This window comes from Mycobacterium sp. TH-M11 (assembly GCF_057473725.1).
In genome coordinates this window covers 1-17,560 of the sequence record NZ_JBYCLD010000211.1, presented here as the reverse complement: position 1 = coordinate 17,560, position 17,560 = coordinate 1, and the positions used below count along the sequence as shown (strand labels likewise).

At 66.6% G+C, this 17,560-nt stretch carries 13 protein-coding genes and 1 other RNA gene; 10 read left to right on the top strand and 4 right to left on the bottom strand.

Annotated elements, in window-relative coordinates; translation table 11 throughout:
- Position 1: 1 nt before the first annotated feature.
- On the top strand, positions 2–1,288 hold the full coding sequence (locus tag AC2VOG_RS09175) for an HNH endonuclease (protein WP_486939595.1): 1,287 nt from the start codon (positions 2–4) through the stop codon (positions 1,286–1,288).
- 48 nt (positions 1,289–1,336) lie between these two features.
- Positions 1,337–1,731: RNase P RNA component class A (gene rnpB / locus AC2VOG_RS09170), an RNA gene on the top strand.
- Between the two features lie 5 nt (positions 1,732–1,736).
- Here rnpB and AC2VOG_RS09165 read toward each other — a convergent pair.
- Both AC2VOG_RS09165 and panB read right to left on the bottom strand, forming a co-directional pair.
- Positions 1,737–3,197, bottom strand: a complete 1,461-nt coding sequence (locus AC2VOG_RS09165) for a CYTH and CHAD domain-containing protein (RefSeq protein ID WP_486939594.1) — start codon at positions 3,195–3,197, stop codon at positions 1,737–1,739.
- Positions 3,198–3,239: 42 nt separating this feature from the next.
- A complete protein-coding gene (panB, locus tag AC2VOG_RS09160; protein WP_486939593.1) occupies positions 3,240–4,076 on the bottom strand; it encodes a 3-methyl-2-oxobutanoate hydroxymethyltransferase in 837 nt (278 codons plus the stop codon).
- Between the two features lie 183 nt (positions 4,077–4,259).
- On the opposite strand from panB, the gene AC2VOG_RS09155 reads away from it, so the two are divergent.
- From AC2VOG_RS09155 to AC2VOG_RS09120, 8 genes are all read left to right on the top strand, one after another.
- Entirely contained in the window at positions 4,260–5,651 is a 1,392-nt protein-coding gene (locus AC2VOG_RS09155) for a WS/DGAT/MGAT family O-acyltransferase (RefSeq protein ID WP_486939592.1), read from the top strand.
- A gap of 48 nt (positions 5,652–5,699) precedes the next feature.
- Complete coding sequence (locus AC2VOG_RS09150) at positions 5,700–7,265, top strand: alpha/beta hydrolase (RefSeq protein WP_486939591.1); 1,566 nt, start codon at positions 5,700–5,702, stop codon at positions 7,263–7,265.
- A 106-nt stretch (positions 7,266–7,371) separates the two neighbouring features.
- Positions 7,372–8,925 carry an alpha/beta hydrolase gene (locus tag AC2VOG_RS09145; RefSeq protein ID WP_486939590.1) on the top strand — a complete coding sequence of 518 codons (1,554 nt, stop codon included), beginning with the start codon at positions 7,372–7,374 and terminating at the stop codon, positions 8,923–8,925.
- A gap of 48 nt (positions 8,926–8,973) precedes the next feature.
- Positions 8,974–10,311: a type I glutamate--ammonia ligase gene (gene glnA, locus AC2VOG_RS09140; RefSeq protein WP_486939589.1), complete on the top strand. Its 1,338-nt coding sequence runs from the start codon at positions 8,974–8,976 to the stop codon at positions 10,309–10,311.
- A gap of 60 nt (positions 10,312–10,371) precedes the next feature.
- Complete coding sequence (locus AC2VOG_RS09135) at positions 10,372–13,344, top strand: bifunctional [glutamine synthetase] adenylyltransferase/[glutamine synthetase]-adenylyl-L-tyrosine phosphorylase (protein ID WP_486939588.1); 2,973 nt, start codon at positions 10,372–10,374, stop codon at positions 13,342–13,344.
- Positions 13,345–13,441: 97 nt separating this feature from the next.
- A complete protein-coding gene (locus tag AC2VOG_RS09130; protein ID WP_486939587.1) occupies positions 13,442–14,080 on the top strand; it encodes a PaaI family thioesterase in 639 nt (212 codons plus the stop codon).
- Positions 14,077–14,937 (top strand): TIGR03619 family F420-dependent LLM class oxidoreductase, encoded by an 861-nt coding sequence (locus AC2VOG_RS09125; RefSeq protein WP_486939597.1) that lies wholly within the window; start codon positions 14,077–14,079, stop codon positions 14,935–14,937. The genes AC2VOG_RS09130 and AC2VOG_RS09125 overlap by 4 nt, the downstream gene beginning before the upstream one ends.
- Before the next feature lie 33 nt (positions 14,938–14,970).
- Positions 14,971–16,083: an epoxide hydrolase family protein gene (locus AC2VOG_RS09120; RefSeq protein ID WP_486939596.1), complete on the top strand. Its 1,113-nt coding sequence runs from the start codon at positions 14,971–14,973 to the stop codon at positions 16,081–16,083.
- Between the two features lie 3 nt (positions 16,084–16,086).
- Here the strand turns inward: AC2VOG_RS09120 and AC2VOG_RS09115 are convergent, their stop codons facing one another.
- Positions 16,087–16,500 (bottom strand): DoxX family protein, encoded by a 414-nt coding sequence (locus AC2VOG_RS09115; RefSeq protein ID WP_486939586.1) that lies wholly within the window; start codon positions 16,498–16,500, stop codon positions 16,087–16,089.
- A 17-nt stretch (positions 16,501–16,517) separates the two neighbouring features.
- On the bottom strand, positions 16,518–17,560 hold a 1,043-nt coding region (locus AC2VOG_RS09110), incomplete at its 5' end, for an aldehyde dehydrogenase family protein (RefSeq protein ID WP_486939585.1).

Below are 17,560 nucleotides of genomic sequence, written 5' to 3'. Positions count from 1 at the left end.
TATGTTCGAATCATTGGTCACGATCGACCTGGCTTGCTCGGAGTCGGCGCTGGTCGAGCGCATCACCGAGTTGGAGCGGGTCAAAAGCGCCGCGGCGGCGGGTCAGGCTCGTGCGGCGGCGGCGCTGGATGCCGCGCGCCGGGCGGCCGAGGCGGCTGCCGGCATCCCCGCCGCCCGCCGGGGCCGCGGAATCGCCGGCGAGGTCGCGCTGGCCCGACGGGATTCACCGGCACGCGGTAACCGGCATCTGGGTTGTGCCAAAGCCCTGGTGAACGAGATGCCGCATACGTTGGCTGCCCTGGAGGCCGGAGTGCTGAGCGAATGGCGGGCCACGTTGATCGTGCGCGAGAGTGCATGTCTAGACGTCGATGACCGCCGCACGCTGGATGCCGAATTGTGCGCCCACGCAGCCGCCTTAGACGGGCTGGGCGACGCGCGAGTAGCGGCTGCGGCAAAAGCGATCGCCTACCGACTCGACCCGCACGCAGTTGTCGACCGAGCCGCTAAAGCCGAAACCGACCGCTCGGTGAGCATCCGGCCCGCGCCCGACGCTATGACCTATCTGACCGCGCTGTTGCCGGTTGCCCAGGGCGTCTCGGTGTACGCGGCGCTGAGTCGGGCAGCCGACACCACATTCGACGGCCGATCCTGCGGCCAGGTCATGGCCGACACCCTCGTCGAACGTGCCATCGGCCGCAGCGTGACAACACCGACACCGATCGCGGTCAACCTGGTGCTGTCCGATGAAACCCTGCTGGGCCACTCCAATGAGCCTGCCGAGGTCTCCGGTTACGGTCCGGTCCCGGCGGCGGTCGCACGCGGGTTGGTCTCGGCCGCCGTCGGCGATGAGCGGTCGCGGGCTACGCTGCGCCGACTCTATGCGCGCCCGTCCTCCGGAGCTTTGGTGGCTATGGAGTCGCGAGCGAGGCTGTTTCCGCGCGGGCTGGCGACATTCATCAAGTTCCGGGATCAACGCTGCCGGACGCCGTACTGCGACGCGCCGATCCGCCATCTCGACCATGCTCGGCCGTCGGCGAGCGGGGGCCCGACCAGCGTGGCCAACGGGCAGGGATTGTGCGAACGCTGCAACTACGTCAAAGAGGTCGCCGGCTGGAAAGTCAGCACGCATATTGACGAAACCGGCAGACACACAGCGCAATACACCACCCCGACTGGAATGGTTTATCGTTCTGGGGCGCCTCCGGTTCGGGGACCGGCTGGGCGGATGGAGATCAGCGAGATGGAAGTCGCCGTGCAGATAGCGATCTCCGGCCTACACGCCGCATAGATGGCCGCTGGCCGGCGGATTGCTCAACGAGTACGGTGTTAGCGCGGACGAGTTGGCTGGGCGGCCGCGGCTCGGGCTCACGCAGCGCCGAGTCGAGGAAAGTCCGGACTTCACAGAGCAGGGTGATTGCTAACGGCAATCCGAGGCGACTCGCGGGAAAGTGCCACAGAAAACAAACCGCCACCGTCACGGTGGTAAGGGTGAAACGGTGCGGTAAGAGCGCACCAGCGCTCCGGGTGACCGGAGTGGCTAGGCAAACCCCACCCGAAGCAAGGTCAAGAAGACCGCACTCCGGTGCGGTCGCGCAGGCGTTCGAGGGTTGCTCGCCCGAGCCTGCGGGTAGACCGCTCGAGGCACCCGGCGACGGTGTGTCCAGATGGATGGTCGCCGCCGCGTTAGTTGTTGACGCGGAACAGAATCCGGCTTACAGGCCAACTCGTCCGCCCCGTCAGAGCTTGCGCACCGCTTGGTGCAACGTGGCCAGCTTCGGCTTGAGCTGCTGTCGGCGCTCGACCGCCAGGTCGTCCTCCCGCTGAAACAGCAACCCGTAGGTGAAGGTGTCCTCGCCCGCGGCGTGCGCGGCCGCGGCCTGCTCGCTCAGATGCCTGCGGCTGACCACGCTGTCCTGGTGATCGCCGAGTAGCGATTGCAGCTTCTTGGCCCGCTTGGCCACCGCCTTTGCACCGACGGCGTCCGCGGTATAGCGAAGGCGCTTGGCGCGTTTACGGATTCGGTGAATCGCATGGTCGCGATCGGCTGCGCCGGAGGCCCGTCGCGCAGCCTTGGCCGCCTTCCGGACCTTCTTCCCGGCGGCGGCCACGGTGGTCGGGACCGGCTTGCCCTCGGCCGACGGCGGTGTGGTGATCAGTGCGTCCAGCCCGTCGAGCAGACGGAAGTATCGCGGTACCCGCATGGCCGCCAAGGCATGTCGAAGGCCGGTGCGGTAGCGCTGTTCGGCGCCGCCGACCAAGCGCTGCCGGATCGGTCCGCGGACCAGCTCTGGTGGCACATCGTCGAGGGCGCTGCGGTACCGGGCGGCCAGCACCTCGGCGTCGCGGGCGACGCCGAGCACGCTGCCCAGCTCACGAAGTTCGTCGATGATCGGCGCATCGCCGGTGAGCCCGAAAGAATCCGGCGAGGCCTGCAGCAGACTACGGATCGTGCGGGCCGTCACCCGCATCTGGTGCACGGCATCATCGGCCTCGGCGCGCACCGCACGATCCCACACCAGCAGCCGGCCGATCTGTTCGGCCATTGCCCGGTGCAGCGACTCCGCCGGTAGGTCCTTCGGTGCCGTGTCGAGCACCCGCGCCAGCTTGGAGCCGACGCTGGCCGGCTCCGCACCGGCGTGCAACAGCCGATCGGACAACCGGTTCATCAATGCGATGTCGTCGCCGACGAGTTCGAGTTCCCACTCACGCCATCGCTGTTGGGCGACGGCACCATCGGCGCCCTGGCCCGCGTTAACCTGGTCGTCGCAGAACTCGGCGACGACCGCGTCATCGGCGCCGTGCAGCAGTTGAAGCCGGCGGATGGTGCTGATCCGTGCCACCGGAGCCACTGGGCGATCACGGACGATCGCAAGCACCAAGTCCAGCAGTTCGGCCGGCACCTGGTGATGCTCAGCCTCATCCAGTGGCGCCCGTACCTCGGTGCGGGAGTCCGGACCCGCCGGCAGCTTGAGGTGCCAGCCGGCGTCGGATCCACCGGTGCGCCGCCGCAACGTGATTCGGTTGACGGCCAGGTCGCGATCCGGGGTGTCGAAGTAGACGGCATCCAACGTCTGCGTGTCGGCCTGCTCCACCCGGGTGACGCCGGCGAGGTCATCGAATGGCGGTGGCTGCGTAGCGGTGTCGACGTCGAACTTGCGCTCGACCTCGAGATGGCGCGTAGGAGCACTGGGAGGCATGGCCGTTAGCGTGCCACGTTCCCGTCCCTGTCAACCAGGCGGCTAGAAGCTGTGCTCGTCGTCGGGAAATGTCCCGGACGCGACTTCGGCTGCGTACTGCGTTGCGGCGCGGTGCAATTCGCCGCCGACATCACCGAAGCGCTTGACGAACTTGGCCGTCTTGCCGTTGGTGAGTCCGGCCATGTCCTGCCACACCAGCACCTGGGCGTCGCAGTTGCGCCCGGCACCGATCCCGACTGTCGGGACGGTCAGCTTGCCGGTGATCTGGGTTGCCAGTTCGGCCGGCACCATCTCCATCACCACGGCGAAGGCACCGGCTTCGGCGACGGCAATCGCATCGTGGATGGTCTGCTCGGCGGCGTCTCCGCGACCCTGCACCCGGAAACCGCTCAGGGTGTTGACGCTCTGCGGGGTGAAGCCGATGTGCGCCATCACCGGGATGCCGGCCGCGGTCAGCGTCGCGATCTGCGGGGCGACTCGTTGGCCGCCTTCCAGCTTGACCGCGTGTGCGCCCCCTTCCTTCATGAAGCGGATCGCGGCATCGAGTGCGGCGGCGGGGCCGGCCTCGTAGCTGCCGAACGGCAGATCGGCGACCACCAGGGCGTGCGGCGCGCCGCGCACGACACCGCGCACCAATGGGATCAGTTCGTCGACGGAGACGGGCACCGTGGTGTCGTAGCCGTAGACGACGTTGGCGGCCGAGTCGCCAACCAGCAGCACGGGGATGCCTGCCTCATCGAAGACCCGGGCGGTGGAGTAGTCGTAGGCGGTGAGCATGGCCCACTTGTCGCCTTCGGCCTTCATTTTCTGCAGATGGTGAATGCGGGTCCTGGCCCGCGGGCTCGAGCAATGGGCACCATAAACAGTCTGTTCAGACATCGTTGTCCTTAGGTGTGGCCTGGTCGATCCTCGAGGCCCATCCGGGTCCCCGGGTTCGTCTGACCCGCTCAGTGTGCCACTTCAGATCATCTGTGTGGACTGTCGGCCCAGTGGATTTCCTCACAGCAGGGCCCATCGGGCGATTCTGGTACCGGCCCTTGGCGGCAGACATACCATCGGCGGATGCAGCGCCTCAGCGGACTCGATGCCAGCTTCCTGTATCTGGAAACCCCCGCGCAGCCGTTGCATGTCTGCTCGATCCTCGAACTGGACACCTCGACGATGCCGGGCGGCTACACCTTCGACCGGCTGCGCGACGAATTGGCATTGCGGGTCAAGGCAATGCCGGAGTTCCGCGAGAAGCTGGCCGACAGCGCCTTCAACCTCGACCATCCGGTGTGGGTGGAGGACAACGACTTCGACGTGAACCGGCACCTGCACCGGATCGGTCTGCCGCCACCGGGCGGGCGGGTCGAGCTCGCCGAGATCGCCGGCCATATCGCCTCGTTGCCGCTGGACCGCACCCGCCCGTTGTGGGAGATGTGGGTGATCGAGGGGGTTGCCGGCACCGACGCCCACCAGGGTGGCCGGCTCGCGGTGATGACCAAGGTGCACCACGCCGCGGTAGACGGGGTGACCGGCGCCAACCTGATGTCGCAGCTGTGCAGCACTGAGGCCGACGCGCCCGCCCCGGAGCCGGTCGAGGGTGTCGGCGGCGCCAGCGAACTCGAGATCGCGTTGACCGGCGCGGTGAAATTCGCGGCCCGGCCGCTGCGCTTCGCCAGTGCGCTGACCGGCACCGCATCGACAGTGGTCAAAACGGCATTGCGGGCGCGCAGTGGTCAGACGATGGCACCGCCGTTCGCGGCGCCTCGGACGGCGTTCAACGACACCATCACCGCGCATCGCAACATCGCTTACGCGCAGTTGGACCTCGAGGACGTCAAGACGGTCAAGGACTACTTCAACGTCAAGGTCAACGACGTGGTGATGGCGTTGGTCTCGGGCGTGCTGCGGCAATTCCTGCTCGACCGCGGCGAGCTGCCGGACTCGTCGCTGGTGGCCATGGTGCCGGTGTCCGTGCACGGCAAGTCGGATCGGCCGGGACGCAACCAGGTTTCGGGAATGTTCGCCAGCCTGCAAACCCACATCGCCGACCCGGTCGAGCGGATCAAGGCCATCGCTGAAGCGAATGTGGTCGCCAAGCAACATAGTTCGGCGATCAAAGCCACGCTTCTGCAGGACTGGTCGCAGTTCGCCGCGCCGGCGGTATTCGGGATGGCTATGCGGGCCTACGCCCGGACCAGCCTGACCAAGCGCATTCCGGTGCACAATCTGGTGATATCCAATGTGCCCGGCCCGCAGGTGCCGCTCTATTTTCTGGGCAGTGAGGTCAAGGCCATGTACCCACTGGGGCCGATCTTCCAGGGCTCGGGCCTCAACATCACAGTGATGTCGCTGACCGGCAAACTCGATGTCGGGATCATCGCCTGCCCCGAGTTGTTGCCGGATTTGTGGGAACTGGCCGACGACTTTGCCGTCGGAATGGAAGAACTGCTGCTCGCGACACGGTAGACGGCCAGCGACCGGGAGCCCGCGCCAACACGTGGCACCATGTCTGACATGGGGACCTTTCGCCGCGGCAAGATCGCGCGCAGGATGCTGATCTGGACTGCGTTGGCGGTCGTCGCGGTCACAGCGGCCGGCTGCACGCAGGTCGTCAAGGGTCGCGCGGTGATGTACGGGCCCAGGGTCGGCCAGCCGGTGGAGTGGGGCCCGTGCCGGGTCGCCGGCGGCGGTGGCGCCCCGGCGAAGCTGCCGGGTGGGGTCCAGTGCGGCAAACTCGCGGTGCCGGTCGACTACCGGCATCGCAATGGTGACGCGACGACGCTGGGACTCATTCGCTTTCCCGCGACCCGCGACAAGATCGGCTCGCTGGTGATCAACCCCGGCGGCCCGGGGGAGTCCGGCATCGAAGCCGCTGTGGGGCTCGTGCAATCGTTGCCGCCGACGATTCGGGAGCGATTCGACCTGGTCGGCTTCGATCCGCGCGGAGTGGCGACTTCGCGGCCGGCGCTCTGGTGCAACTCCGACGCCGACAACGACAAGCTGCGCCAGGAAACTCAAGCCGACTACAGCCCGGCGGGCGTTGCGCACATCGAACAGCAAACCAAAGAGTACGTCGCCCGCTGCGTCGCAAAGATGGGCAAGAAATTCCTGGCGAACGTCGGTACCGAGAACGTCGCCCGTGATCTCGATGCCATCCGGGAAGCGTTGGGCGACAACAAGCTGACGTTCCTGGGTTACTCCTATGGCACCCGGATCGGCGCCGCGTACGCCGAAGCCTTCCCCAGGAACATCCGGGCGATGATCCTCGATGGCGCCATCGACCCCAACGCCGACCCGGTCGAATCAGATTTGCGGCAGGCCAAGGGTTTTCAGGATGCCTTCGACGACTATGCGAAAGACTGCGCCAAGTCGCCGACCTGCCCACTGGGCACCGACCCGGCCAAAGCCGTTGACATCTACCACGATCTGACCTACCCGATGGTCGATAAGAACGACCCGATGCGTGGCATACCCATGCGCACCAAAGATCCGCGTGGACTGAGCTACAGCGACGCGATCATCGGCACCATCATGGCGCTGTACTCGCCGACGTTCTGGCACCATCTGACGAGCGCATTGACCGAGATGGCCCACCACCGCGGCGACACCATGCTCGAACTGGCCGACCTCTACATGCGCCGCGACAAGCGCGGCCATTACAACAACTCCACCGACGCGCGGGTCGCGGTCAACTGTGTGGACCAGCCGCCGGTCAAGGACCGCGCCAAGGTCATCGACGAAGACCGCCGCTCTCGCGAGGTCGCACCGTTCATGAACTACGGGAAGTTCACCGGCGACGCACCGCTGGGCACGTGCGCGTTCTGGCCGGTGCCGCCAACGAGCAAGCCGCACCTGGTCTCGGTGCCGGGACTGACGCCGACGCTGGTGGTGTCCACTACCCACGACCCGGCGACGCCGTATCAGGCCGGCGTCGACCTGGCGAGCCAGTTGAAGGGCGGGTTGCTCACCTACGACGGCACCCAGCACACGGTGGTATTCCAGGGCAACAGCTGCATCGACGACTACGCGACGGCCTACCTGGTCAGCGGCACCGTACCGTCGAAAGGGGCCAGGTGCTGACGGTGCCGGCGACGGCACGGTCAATGTCAACAGGGCCAATAACGAGATCAAGGTGTGACCAATACCGATCACGGCCTGTGGCCGACGCGTGCCACGATTGACCACTATGGGGCGCACGAGGCGGATGAGCTTTGCGCTGCTTTCGCTCATGCTGTCGACCTCCTTGACGGTGTCCGCGACTCCGCCGGCCGGGGCGACGCCGGGATATGACGTGGGCCCGACACCCGGACCGGCCGCGCCGCAGCCGGGCCGGGCGCCGCAGCTGAAATGGGGCGGTTGCCACCAGGTCGTCAAGAGTTCCAACGACGTGCCCAGCGCGCAGTGCGGGACCGTCGAAGTCCCGGTCGACTACGCGAATCCTGGCGGCGCGCAAGTGCAACTGGCCGTTATCCGGATTCCGGCGACCGGGCCGCGGATCGGCGCGTTGCTGGTCAACCCGGGCGGACCCGGCGCGTCGGCGGTCGACATGGTCGCTGCGATGGGGCCGGACCTGGCGGGCTCCGAGATCAGCCGCCGGTTTGACCTCGTCGGCTTCGACCCGCGCGGCGTCGGTCATTCCACGCCCGGGGTGCGCTGCCAGACCGACGCGGAGTTCGACGCCTACCGCCGCGACCCGATGGTCGACTACAGCCCCGCAGGGGTGGCGCACATCGAGCAGATCTACCGGCAGATCGCGCAACGCTGCGTCGCGCGCAACGGCTCGGCTTTCCTGGAGAACGTCGGCACCGCTTCTGCCGCGCGCGATATGGATGCCGTCCGCGAAGCGCTCGGCGACGACCAGATCAACTACTTGGGCTACAGCTATGGCACCGAACTGGGTACCGCCTACCTCGAACGCTTCGGTGACCACGTCCGGGCGATGGTGCTCGACGGCGCCATCGACCCGAGCATCGGCCCGATCGACGAGCTGATCAACCAGCAGTCCGGATTCCAGACCGCGTTCAACGATTACGCCGCGGACTGCGCCCGCTCGACCGACTGCCCACTGGGCACCGACCCGAACCAGTGGGCGGCCCGCTACCACCAGTTGATCGACCCGCTGGTGACCCGGCCCGCCCCGACGTCCGAAGGCCGGCCGCTGGGCTATTCCGACGCGATCACGGGCACCATCAACGCGCTCTACACCCCGCAGTTCTGGAAATACCTGACCAGCGGTCTGCTCGGGCTGCGTCGCGGTACCGATCCCGGGGACCTGCTGGTGCTGGCCGACGAGTATTACGGTCGCGACGCCCAGGGGCACTACAACAGCTCGCAGGACGCGTTCAACGCGATCCGCTGCGTCGACGCACCCGAGCCGACCGATCCGGCGACATGGGCCGAGACCGACCAGCGGATTCGTCAGGTCGCGCCGTTCTCGTCGTACGGCCAGTTCACCGGTCACGCGCCGCGCGACCTGTGCGCGCTGTGGCCGGTGCCGGCGACGTCGGCGCCGCATCCGGCCGCGCCGGTGGCCCCCGGCAAAGTGATCGTCGTGTCCACCACGCACGACCCGGCGACCCCCTACCAAGCCGGCGTCAACCTGGCCCACCAACTGGGAGCCGATCTGATCACCTTCGAGGGCACCCAACACACCGTGACGTTCAATGGGAACGCGTGCGTGGACAACGCGGTGGTGCGTTACTTGGTCGACGGCATCGAGCCGGGAAACTTACGGTGTTAGGCCGTGCCGGTAACACAAACTTAACCCGGCATGCATACTGTTCGGAGTATGGATCGACAAAAGGAATTCGTGCTCCGCACGTTGGAAGAACGGGACATCCGATTCGTCCGTCTGTGGTTTACCGACGTGCTCGGTTTCCTCAAATCGGTCGCGATCGCACCCGCTGAACTCGAGGGCGCGTTCGAAGAAGGCATCGGCTTCGACGGGTCGTCCATCGAGGGCTTCGCCCGGGTTTCGGAGTCCGACACCGTCGCGCATCCCGACCCGTCGACGTTTCAGGTGCTGCCCTGGACCACCCGCACCGGTCACCACCACTCGGCCCGGATGTTCTGCGACATCAAAATGCCCGACGGCTCGCCGTCATGGGCCGACCCGCGCCACGTCCTGCGTCGTCAGCTGGGTAAAGCCAACGACCTGGGTTTCTCCTGCTACGTGCATCCCGAGATCGAGTTCTTCCTCTTGGAAGCCGGTCCCGAAGACGGAACCGAACCAGTGCCGGCCGACACCGCGGGTTACTTCGACCAGGCCGTGCACTCTGCCTCCAACTTCCGTCGCCATGCGATCGACGCGCTGGAATCGATGGGCATCTCGGTGGAGTTCAGCCACCACGAAGGTGCCCCCGGCCAGCAGGAGATCGACTTGCGCTTCGCCGACGCGCTGTCAATGGCCGACAACGTGATGACGTTCCGGTACCTGATCAAGGAGGTCGCGCTCAACGAGGGAGCGCGAGCGACGTTCATGCCCAAGCCTTTCGGCCAACATCCCGGCTCGGCCATGCACACTCACATGAGTTTGTTCGAGGGCGAGGTCAACGCCTTCCACAGCCCGGATGATCCACTGCAGCTATCGGACGTCGCCAAGTCGTTCATCGCCGGCATTCTCGAGCACGCCAGCGAGATCAGCGCCGTCACCAATCAATGGGTCAACTCCTACAAACGGCTGGTACTCGGCGGCGAAGCGCCCACCGCAGCGTCGTGGGGAGCGGCCAACCGCTCAGCGCTGGTCCGCATCCCGATGTACAGCCCGCACAAGACCTCATCGCGACGCATCGAGGTGCGCAGCCCGGACACGGCCTGCAACCCCTACCTGGCCTTCGCCGTGCTGCTGGCGGCCGGATTGCGCGGCGTGGAAAAGGGCTACGTCCTGGGTCCGCAGGCTGAGGACAATGTCTGGGATCTCACGCCGACTGAGCGTCGCGCGATGGGGTATCGCGAACTGCCGTCCAGCCTTGACGAGGCGCTGCGGGCCATGGAGAGCTCCGAGCTCGTCGCAGAGGCGCTGGGGGAGCACGTGTTCGACTTCTTTCTGCGCAACAAGCGCACGGAGTGGGCCAATTACCGCCGGCACGTCACGCCCTTCGAGCTGAAGACCTACCTCTCGCTGTAGGTAGACCGCGGTGGTAAGGGCGCAACCAGATCTGCGGAGGACTGCGCTACCGTCAAGGGCGTGAACCAACCAGTGACGGAACGGCCAAAGGTCCCCGGCCTCGGTCGCCTCGGGTTGGTCGACGACCGCGCGAGCGCCAATTTGGCACAGCTGGGCTGGAACACCGAGGAGCGCATCGATCTGCTGTGGTCGCTGTCGCGGGCACCCGACGCCGACGCCGCCCTGTGCGCGCTAGTCCGGCTCGCCGAGGCCCTCGGCGACGGGTGGGCTGAGCTCAACCAGGCACTGGCCACCGACCGCTGCCTGCGTGGCCGGCTGTTCGGTGTGCTCGGGTCTTCGCTGGCGTTGGGCGATCATCTGGTTGCCCACCCGCAGGCCTGGCATCTGTTGCAGGGCAACGTGAAACTGCCCTCGCCCGAGAAATTGCGGGCCGAATTCACCGAATGCGTCGCCGAACCCTCGACCGCTGCGGGTTCGCCCGCTTGGCGGCTACGCGAGCTGTACCGAAACCGGTTGTTGGTGCTGGCCGCGATGGATCTGGCGCCGGTCGTCGAGAACGAGCCGGTGCTGCCCTTCCCGGCGGTCGGAGCTCACCTGGCCGATCTCGCCGATGCCGCGCTCGGCGCGGCGCTGACGGTCGCCCAAACCACTGTCTGCGGCGAGGGCGTTCCGCCCCGGCTGGCAGTCATTGCAATGGGCAAATGCGGTGCGCGCGAACTCAATTACGTCAGCGATGTCGATGTCATCTTCGTTGCCGAACCGGCCGACCCGGTCTCCGCCCGAATCGCCGGCGAGCTGATACGGCTGGCGTCGGAGGCCTTCTTTCAGGTCGACGCCGGTCTCCGCCCGGAGGGACGGCACGGCGAACTGGTCCGCACCCTCGACTCACATGTCGCCTACTACCAACAGTGGGCGAAAACGTGGGAGTTTCAGGCGTTGCTCAAAGCACGTCCGGCTGCCGGAGACGCCGAGTTGGGCAAACGCTACATCGACACCTTGATGCCGATGGTGTGGAATGCCTGCGAGCGTAAGGATTTCGTGCCCGAGGTCCAGTCGATGCGCCGACGCGTGGAGCAGTTGGTGCCCGCCGTCGTGCGGAGTCGTGAGCTCAAACTCGGCACCGGCGGGCTGCGCGACGTCGAGTTTGCGGTGCAACTGCTGCAACTCGTACACGGACGCAACGACGAGTCCCTGCATGTGGCCTCGACGGTCGACGCGCTGGCCGCGCTGGGCGCCGGCGGGTACGTCGGTCGTGACGACGCGGCGAATCTGACTGCGTCGTACGAGTTCCTGCGTCTGCTCGAGCACCGGCTGCAGTTGCAGCGGCTCAAGCGTACGCACATGCTGCCGGCCGCCGACGATGACGAGGCGATGCGCTGGCTGGCTCGGGCGGCGCACGTCCGTCCCGACGGCAGTCACGACAGGCTCGAAGTGCTGCGCGACGAACTGAAGCGGCACCACCTCCGGGTGTCGCGGCTGCACACCAAGCTGTTCTACCAACCGCTGCTGGAATCGCTTGCGCCAGAAGGCCTGGAGTTCTCCGGGGGGATGACACCCGCGGCCGCCGAGCGTCAGCTGGCCGCCCTCGGCTACGAGGCCCCGCACAGCGCCCTGGCGCACCTTTCTGCGCTGATCAACCTGAGCGGGCGGCGGGGGCGCGTGCAATCGGTGCTGTTGCCCCGTTTGTTGGACTGGCTCTCGGGCACCCCTGACCCCGATGCCGGGCTGCTGGCCTACCGCCGGCTCAGCGAGGTGATGGTCTCCCAACGCTGGTATCTGTCCACGCTGCGTGACAAGCCTTCAGTGGCCAAGCGATTGATGCACGTGCTGGGCACGTCGACCTACGTGCCGGAGCTGCTGATGCGCGCTCCGGAGGTCGTGCAGAACTACAGTGATGGCCCGGAGGGGCCGAAGTTGCTGGACGTCGACCCCGAGGCGGTGGCTGGTGCGCTGGTGGCTTCGGCCGCCCGGCAGAGCGACCCGGTTCGTGCCATCGCCGTCGCGCGCTCGCTGCGCCGACGTGAATTGGCGCGCATCGGATCGGCGGATCTACTGGGCCTGCTCGACGTCACCGACGTGTGCGCGGCGCTGACCGCGGTCTGGGTCGCGGTGCTGCAGGCCGCACTGGATGCGGTGATCAAGGTCAATCTTCCCCAGAGCGGCGAGGCCCCGGCCGCGATCGCGGTGATCGGGATGGGCCGCCTCGGTGGCCGCGAACTGGGCTACGGGTCCGACGCCGACGTGTTGTTCGTCTGTGAACCGGCGGCGGGCGTGCAGGATTCTGACGCGGTGAAGTGGTCGGTGACGGTGGCCGAGCAGATCCGTGCGCTGCTCGGCACGCCCAGCTCTGACCCGCCGTTGGAGGTCGACGCCAACTTGAGGCCCGAGGGCCGCAGCGGCCCCTTGGTCCGTACGCTCGCGTCGTACGAGGCGTACTACGGGCAGTGGGCACAGCCCTGGGAGATCCAGGCGCTGCTGCGCGCCGACGCGGTTGCCGGCAACGCGGAGCTGGGCCGCCGCTTCCTGCACTTGGCCGACAAGACGCGGTATCCCGCCGGCGGGGTGTCTGCCGAGGCGGTCCGGGAGATCCGACGGATGAAAGCCCGCATCGACTCCGAGCGGCTGCCGCGTGGGGCCGACCCGAAGACCCACACCAAACTCGGTCGCGGGGGATTGGCCGACATCGAGTGGACCGTGCAGCTGCTGCAGTTGCGCTACGCCAGCGAGATCGAGGCGCTGCACAACACCTCGACGCTGGAAAGCCTGGATGCGGCCGCCGACGCCGGGCTGATCACCGGTGAGGACGCCGACCTGCTGCGGCAGGCGTGGCTGACTGCGACGCGCGCGCGCAACGCCCTGGTGCTGGTCCGCGGCAAACCCACCGACCAGCTACCCGGACCCGGACGGCTGCTCAACACGGTGGCGGTGGCCGCCGGCTGGGCGCGCAACGGCGATGGCGGCGAGTTCCTGGATAACTACCTGCGGGTCACGCGGCGCGCAAAAGCCGTCGTGCACAAGATCTTCGACGAATGAGCCACACCCGGTCGCCGGGTGCGCCGGTCGGCGGTGTTAGTAAAGAAGTAACGGTCGGCTGCTGAAGGATGCCCGCCACGAGCGCGAGGAGGCGGGGTTGGACGCGAATATCTCCTATGAAGTGATGAGCGCCGACGAGCATGACCGGCTTGCGGCGATCTACGGCCCGCTGACCGAGGATGTCCGCGCGCTGATCGACGCGGCATTGAAGACCGAAGCCGAGCCCGACTCGATCGACGCTGCCCGCACCGCGATCCGAACGGCCACAGATATGTTGCGCAGCAGAGAACGTGACGAGGTGCGCGTCGTGCGCCGCGCGGTCGGGGGACGGCCCGTGGTGTGGGGCAACGCGGTGATCGGCTTGCGCAATGCGATCGCACCCCCGCTGGTTGTCGCGCACAGTGCCGACGGTTCCTCGTGCTGGAGCGAGTTCACCCTCAACTCCGCCTACGAAGGCCCGCCCGGCTGGGTGCACGGGGGCGTCTGCGCCCTGGTGCTCGACCACGTACTCGGTGAGGCCGCCAGTTCGGGTCTGACCAAGCCGCTGTTCACCGGCACCCTCACGCTGCGATTCGTCCGCGGGACGCCGCTGGGCAGGTTGCGCGCCGACGCCGCCGTCGAACGCACCGAGGGCGTCAAATCTTTTGTCGCCGGCCATCTTTCCGACGCCGACGGGGTGACCGTCGAAGCCGAGGGGATCTTCATCACGCCGTCGTGGGCGCGGGCGGGCGAATGAAGTTCTACGTCAGCAGCGCGTTTCTGAACACCAAGGAGATTGTCGAGGTCGCCAAAGTGGCCGACGATCTCGGCTACGACGGCATGGCGATCCCCGATCACATCGTCAACCTGGAAACGCTGAACACCCCGTACCCCTACACCCCGGACGGTGAGCGCCGTTGGCAACCGTTCACCGAATGGCCCGACCCGTGGGTGCTGGTCGGCTCGCTGGCGCAGGTGACGACCCGGCTGCGGTTCGTCACCACGGTCTACATCCCGGCGATGCGCAATCCGTATTCGGCTGCCAAAGCCATTGGCACCGCGGCGTATCTGGCCGATGGACGGGTGGAGCTCGGTATCGGTGTCGGCTGGTGTGAAGAAGAATTCGACCTGATGGAGCAGCCGTTCGCCAAGCGCGGCAAACGCACCGACGAAATGCTGACTCTGATGCGGACGTTGTGGTCGCCGGGCTGGACGGAATTCGACGGCGAGTTCTATCAGACGCCCAGGCTCGAAATGCAGCCCACGCCGCCACGGATTCCGATCTACGTTGGCGGGCTCAGCGAGATCGCGTTGCGTCGTGCAGCGCGATACGACGGCTGGATCGGCGACCTGATCAACACCGAACAGGCGATCACGGCCACTAACCGGATACGTCAGTTACGGGCCGAAAAAGGCTTGCATATGCATGATTTCACCATCTTGACGCCGCTGACCGACGCGTTCACGCCCGCCCACTACCAGCGGGCCGAGGACGCCGGCATCACCGGAATTTTAACCATGCCCTGGATGTTCTATTCCGGGCCGGACGCCACGCTGGCGCAGAAGGTCGACGGCATGAAACGGTTCCGTGCGGACCTCGGCCTCGACGGCTGAGTGGGTGCCTGCATGATGAAGGCTATGTTGGAAATCAGGCCCTACCGCATCGACGTTCCCGCCGACGTTCTCGACGATCTGGCCGAGCGGCTCGCGCGCACCCGGTGGCCCGAGGCCGAGACTGTCGGCGACTGGAGCCAGGGCATCCCGCTGAGCTACACCCGCGAGCTGGCCGACTACTGGGCCGACGGCTACGACTGGCGCGCCCGGGAAGCCGCGCTGAACCGCTTCGACCACTACGTCACCGAAATCGACGGGCTGGACCTTCATTTCATCCATCAGCGTTCTGCGCACGACGACGCGCTGCCGCTGCTGATCACCCACGGCTGGCCCGGTTCGGTGGTGGAGTTTCACAAGGTGATCGAGCCGCTGGTCAACCCGCCGTCGGGCCGCGCCGAGGATGCCTTCCACGTGATCTGCCCGTCACTGCCCGGGTACGGGTTTTCCGGTAAGCCCACCGGCACCGGCTGGGGTGTGGAGAAGATCGCCCAGGTGTGGGAGACGCTGGTCGGCGGGCTCGGTTACCACCGCTACGGCGCGCAGGGCGGCGACTGGGGTGCCGCGGTGACTACTCAGATCGGCCGCAACGGGGGTCGCTGCGCAGGCATCCACCTGAACATGCCGATCGCGAAGCCGGCGGGTAATGCGGAGTTCTCCGAGGACGATCAACAGGCGCTGGCGGCGTACATGGAACATCGCAAGTGGGGCACGGGCTACTCCAAGCAGCAGTCCACCCGGCCGCAGACGTTGGGTTATGGATTGGTCGACTCGCCGGTGGGCCAGATGGCGTGGATCGTGGAGAAATTCTGGGCGTGGGCGGACTGCGACGGACACCCCGAAAATGTGCTCACCAAGGACGAATTGCTCGACAACGTGATGCTGTACTGGGTCACCGGAAGCGGCGCATCATCGGCCCGCCTGTATTGGGAGAGCTTCAACAAGTTCGTCAGCGATGGCCGGGTGGAGCTGCCGACCGGAGTCGCGGCCTTTCCGAAAGAGATCTTGCGGACCCCGCGAGCTTGGTGCGATGCCGCCTACAACATCACGCACTGGACGACGATGCCGCGCGGGGGTCACTTCGCCGCTTTCGAGCAACCGGAATTGTTCGTCGACGACGTCCGCGCGTTTTTCGCGACGCTGCGTTAAGGCTCAGCGCCGCAACCAAATTCGCCGTCGATCCCGGATCGCATAGCGGCCGCCGCCGGTGAAGACAAGCAGCAGGAAGGCGAAGCAGAACAGCACCGAGTCCTCGCCGTGGTTGTTGATCGGCCAGAACCCATGGGGGAAGTGCACGGTGAAATAGGCGATCGCCATCTCGCCGGACGCCAGGAACGCCGCGGGCCGGGTGGACAATCCGAGGGTGATCAGGGTACCGGTGATCAGCTCGATCCAGCCGGCGTAGAACTCCGGCCATTGTCCAACGGGTGCAGCGTGACTCGTCGCGGGCCAGCCGATCACCGAGGACAGCCCATGACTGAGGAACAACAACCCGAAGACGATCCGGAACACCGACAGGGCGACCGGCGCATACGAATTCAGCCGGGCCTCGGTTGTCTGCGCCATGGGCAGACAATACGTGCCTAGAGTTGCATCCAGACCGACTTGGTCTTCATGTACATATCGATGCCCTCTTTGCCGAACTCGTGTCCCCAGCCGGACTGCTTGTGTCCGCCGAACGGCACGTCGTGGTCAAAGACCAACTGGCAGTTGACCTGCACGCTGCCCGCCTGCATACGCTTGACGAGCCGGTGGGCGCGGCTGAGGTTCTCGGTGTAGGCGGTGGCGGCCAGGCCGTAGCTGGTGTCGTTGGCCAGCGCGATGGCCTCGTCCTCGTCGTCGAACGGCAGGATGCTGACCACCGGGCCGAAGATCTCCTGCTGGTAGAGCCGCATGCCCGGGTCGACATTGGTCAACACCGTCGGATGCACGAAGTAGCCCTTGCGGTCCAGCCGGTGGCCCCCGGTGACGACCTCGACTCCGTCCCTTTTGCCCTCGTCGATGAAGCCCATTACCCGGGTCAGCTGCTTCTGGCTGATCAGCGGGCCGCTGACGCAGCCCTCTTCGCTGGGCGCGCCCAGCTTGAAGGTGTTGGCCATCATCGAAACGCCTTCTACTACACGGTCATACACACCGCGCTGGGCGAAGATTCGCGATCCGCAGACGCAGCCCTGACCGGAGTGCACGAAGATGCCCAGCGACGCCATCAGGATGGCCTTGTCGAGGTCGGCGTCGTTGAAGATCAAAACCGGCGACTTGCCGCCGAGTTCGAGCGTGACCTTCTTGAGGTTGTTCGCCGACGCCCGGACGATCTCCTTGCCGACCTCGGTAGAGCCGGTGAAGGCGACCTTCTCGACGTCCGGGTGGTTGGTGATCGCCGCGCCCGCGGTGTGGCCGTAGCCGGTCAGCAGGTTGACCACGCCCTCGGGGACGCCGGCCTGGTGGACTAGCCTGTCGAGCAGCAACGCCGAAAGTGGGGTTTCTTCAGCGGGTTTGACGAGCAGGCTGCCGCCGGCGGCCAGCGCAGGTGCGAGCTTGGCGCTGGCGTTGAAGATCGGGCCGTTCCACGGGAAGATCAGGCCGACGACGCCGTAGGGCTCTTTGAGCGTGTAGGCGTGCATGTCGA

What these genes read in the sequence shown, in the direction of transcription:
- AC2VOG_RS09175 (WP_486939595.1), top strand. Translation starts at nt 2, where the DNA reads ATGTTCGAATCATTGGTCACGATCGACCTGGCTTGCTCGGAGTCGGCG.
- AC2VOG_RS09165 (WP_486939594.1), bottom strand. Translation starts at nt 3,197, where the DNA reads ATGCCTCCCAGTGCTCCTACGCGCCATCTCGAGGTCGAGCGCAAGTTC.
- panB (WP_486939593.1), bottom strand. Translation starts at nt 4,076, where the DNA reads ATGTCTGAACAGACTGTTTATGGTGCCCATTGCTCGAGCCCGCGGGCC.
- AC2VOG_RS09155 (WP_486939592.1), top strand. Translation starts at nt 4,260, where the DNA reads ATGCAGCGCCTCAGCGGACTCGATGCCAGCTTCCTGTATCTGGAAACC.
- AC2VOG_RS09150 (WP_486939591.1), top strand. Translation starts at nt 5,700, where the DNA reads ATGGGGACCTTTCGCCGCGGCAAGATCGCGCGCAGGATGCTGATCTGG.
- AC2VOG_RS09145 (WP_486939590.1), top strand. Translation starts at nt 7,372, where the DNA reads ATGGGGCGCACGAGGCGGATGAGCTTTGCGCTGCTTTCGCTCATGCTG.
- glnA (WP_486939589.1), top strand. Translation starts at nt 8,974, where the DNA reads ATGGATCGACAAAAGGAATTCGTGCTCCGCACGTTGGAAGAACGGGAC.
- AC2VOG_RS09125 (WP_486939597.1), top strand. Translation starts at nt 14,077, where the DNA reads ATGAAGTTCTACGTCAGCAGCGCGTTTCTGAACACCAAGGAGATTGTC.
- AC2VOG_RS09115 (WP_486939586.1), bottom strand. Translation starts at nt 16,500, where the DNA reads ATGGCGCAGACAACCGAGGCCCGGCTGAATTCGTATGCGCCGGTCGCC.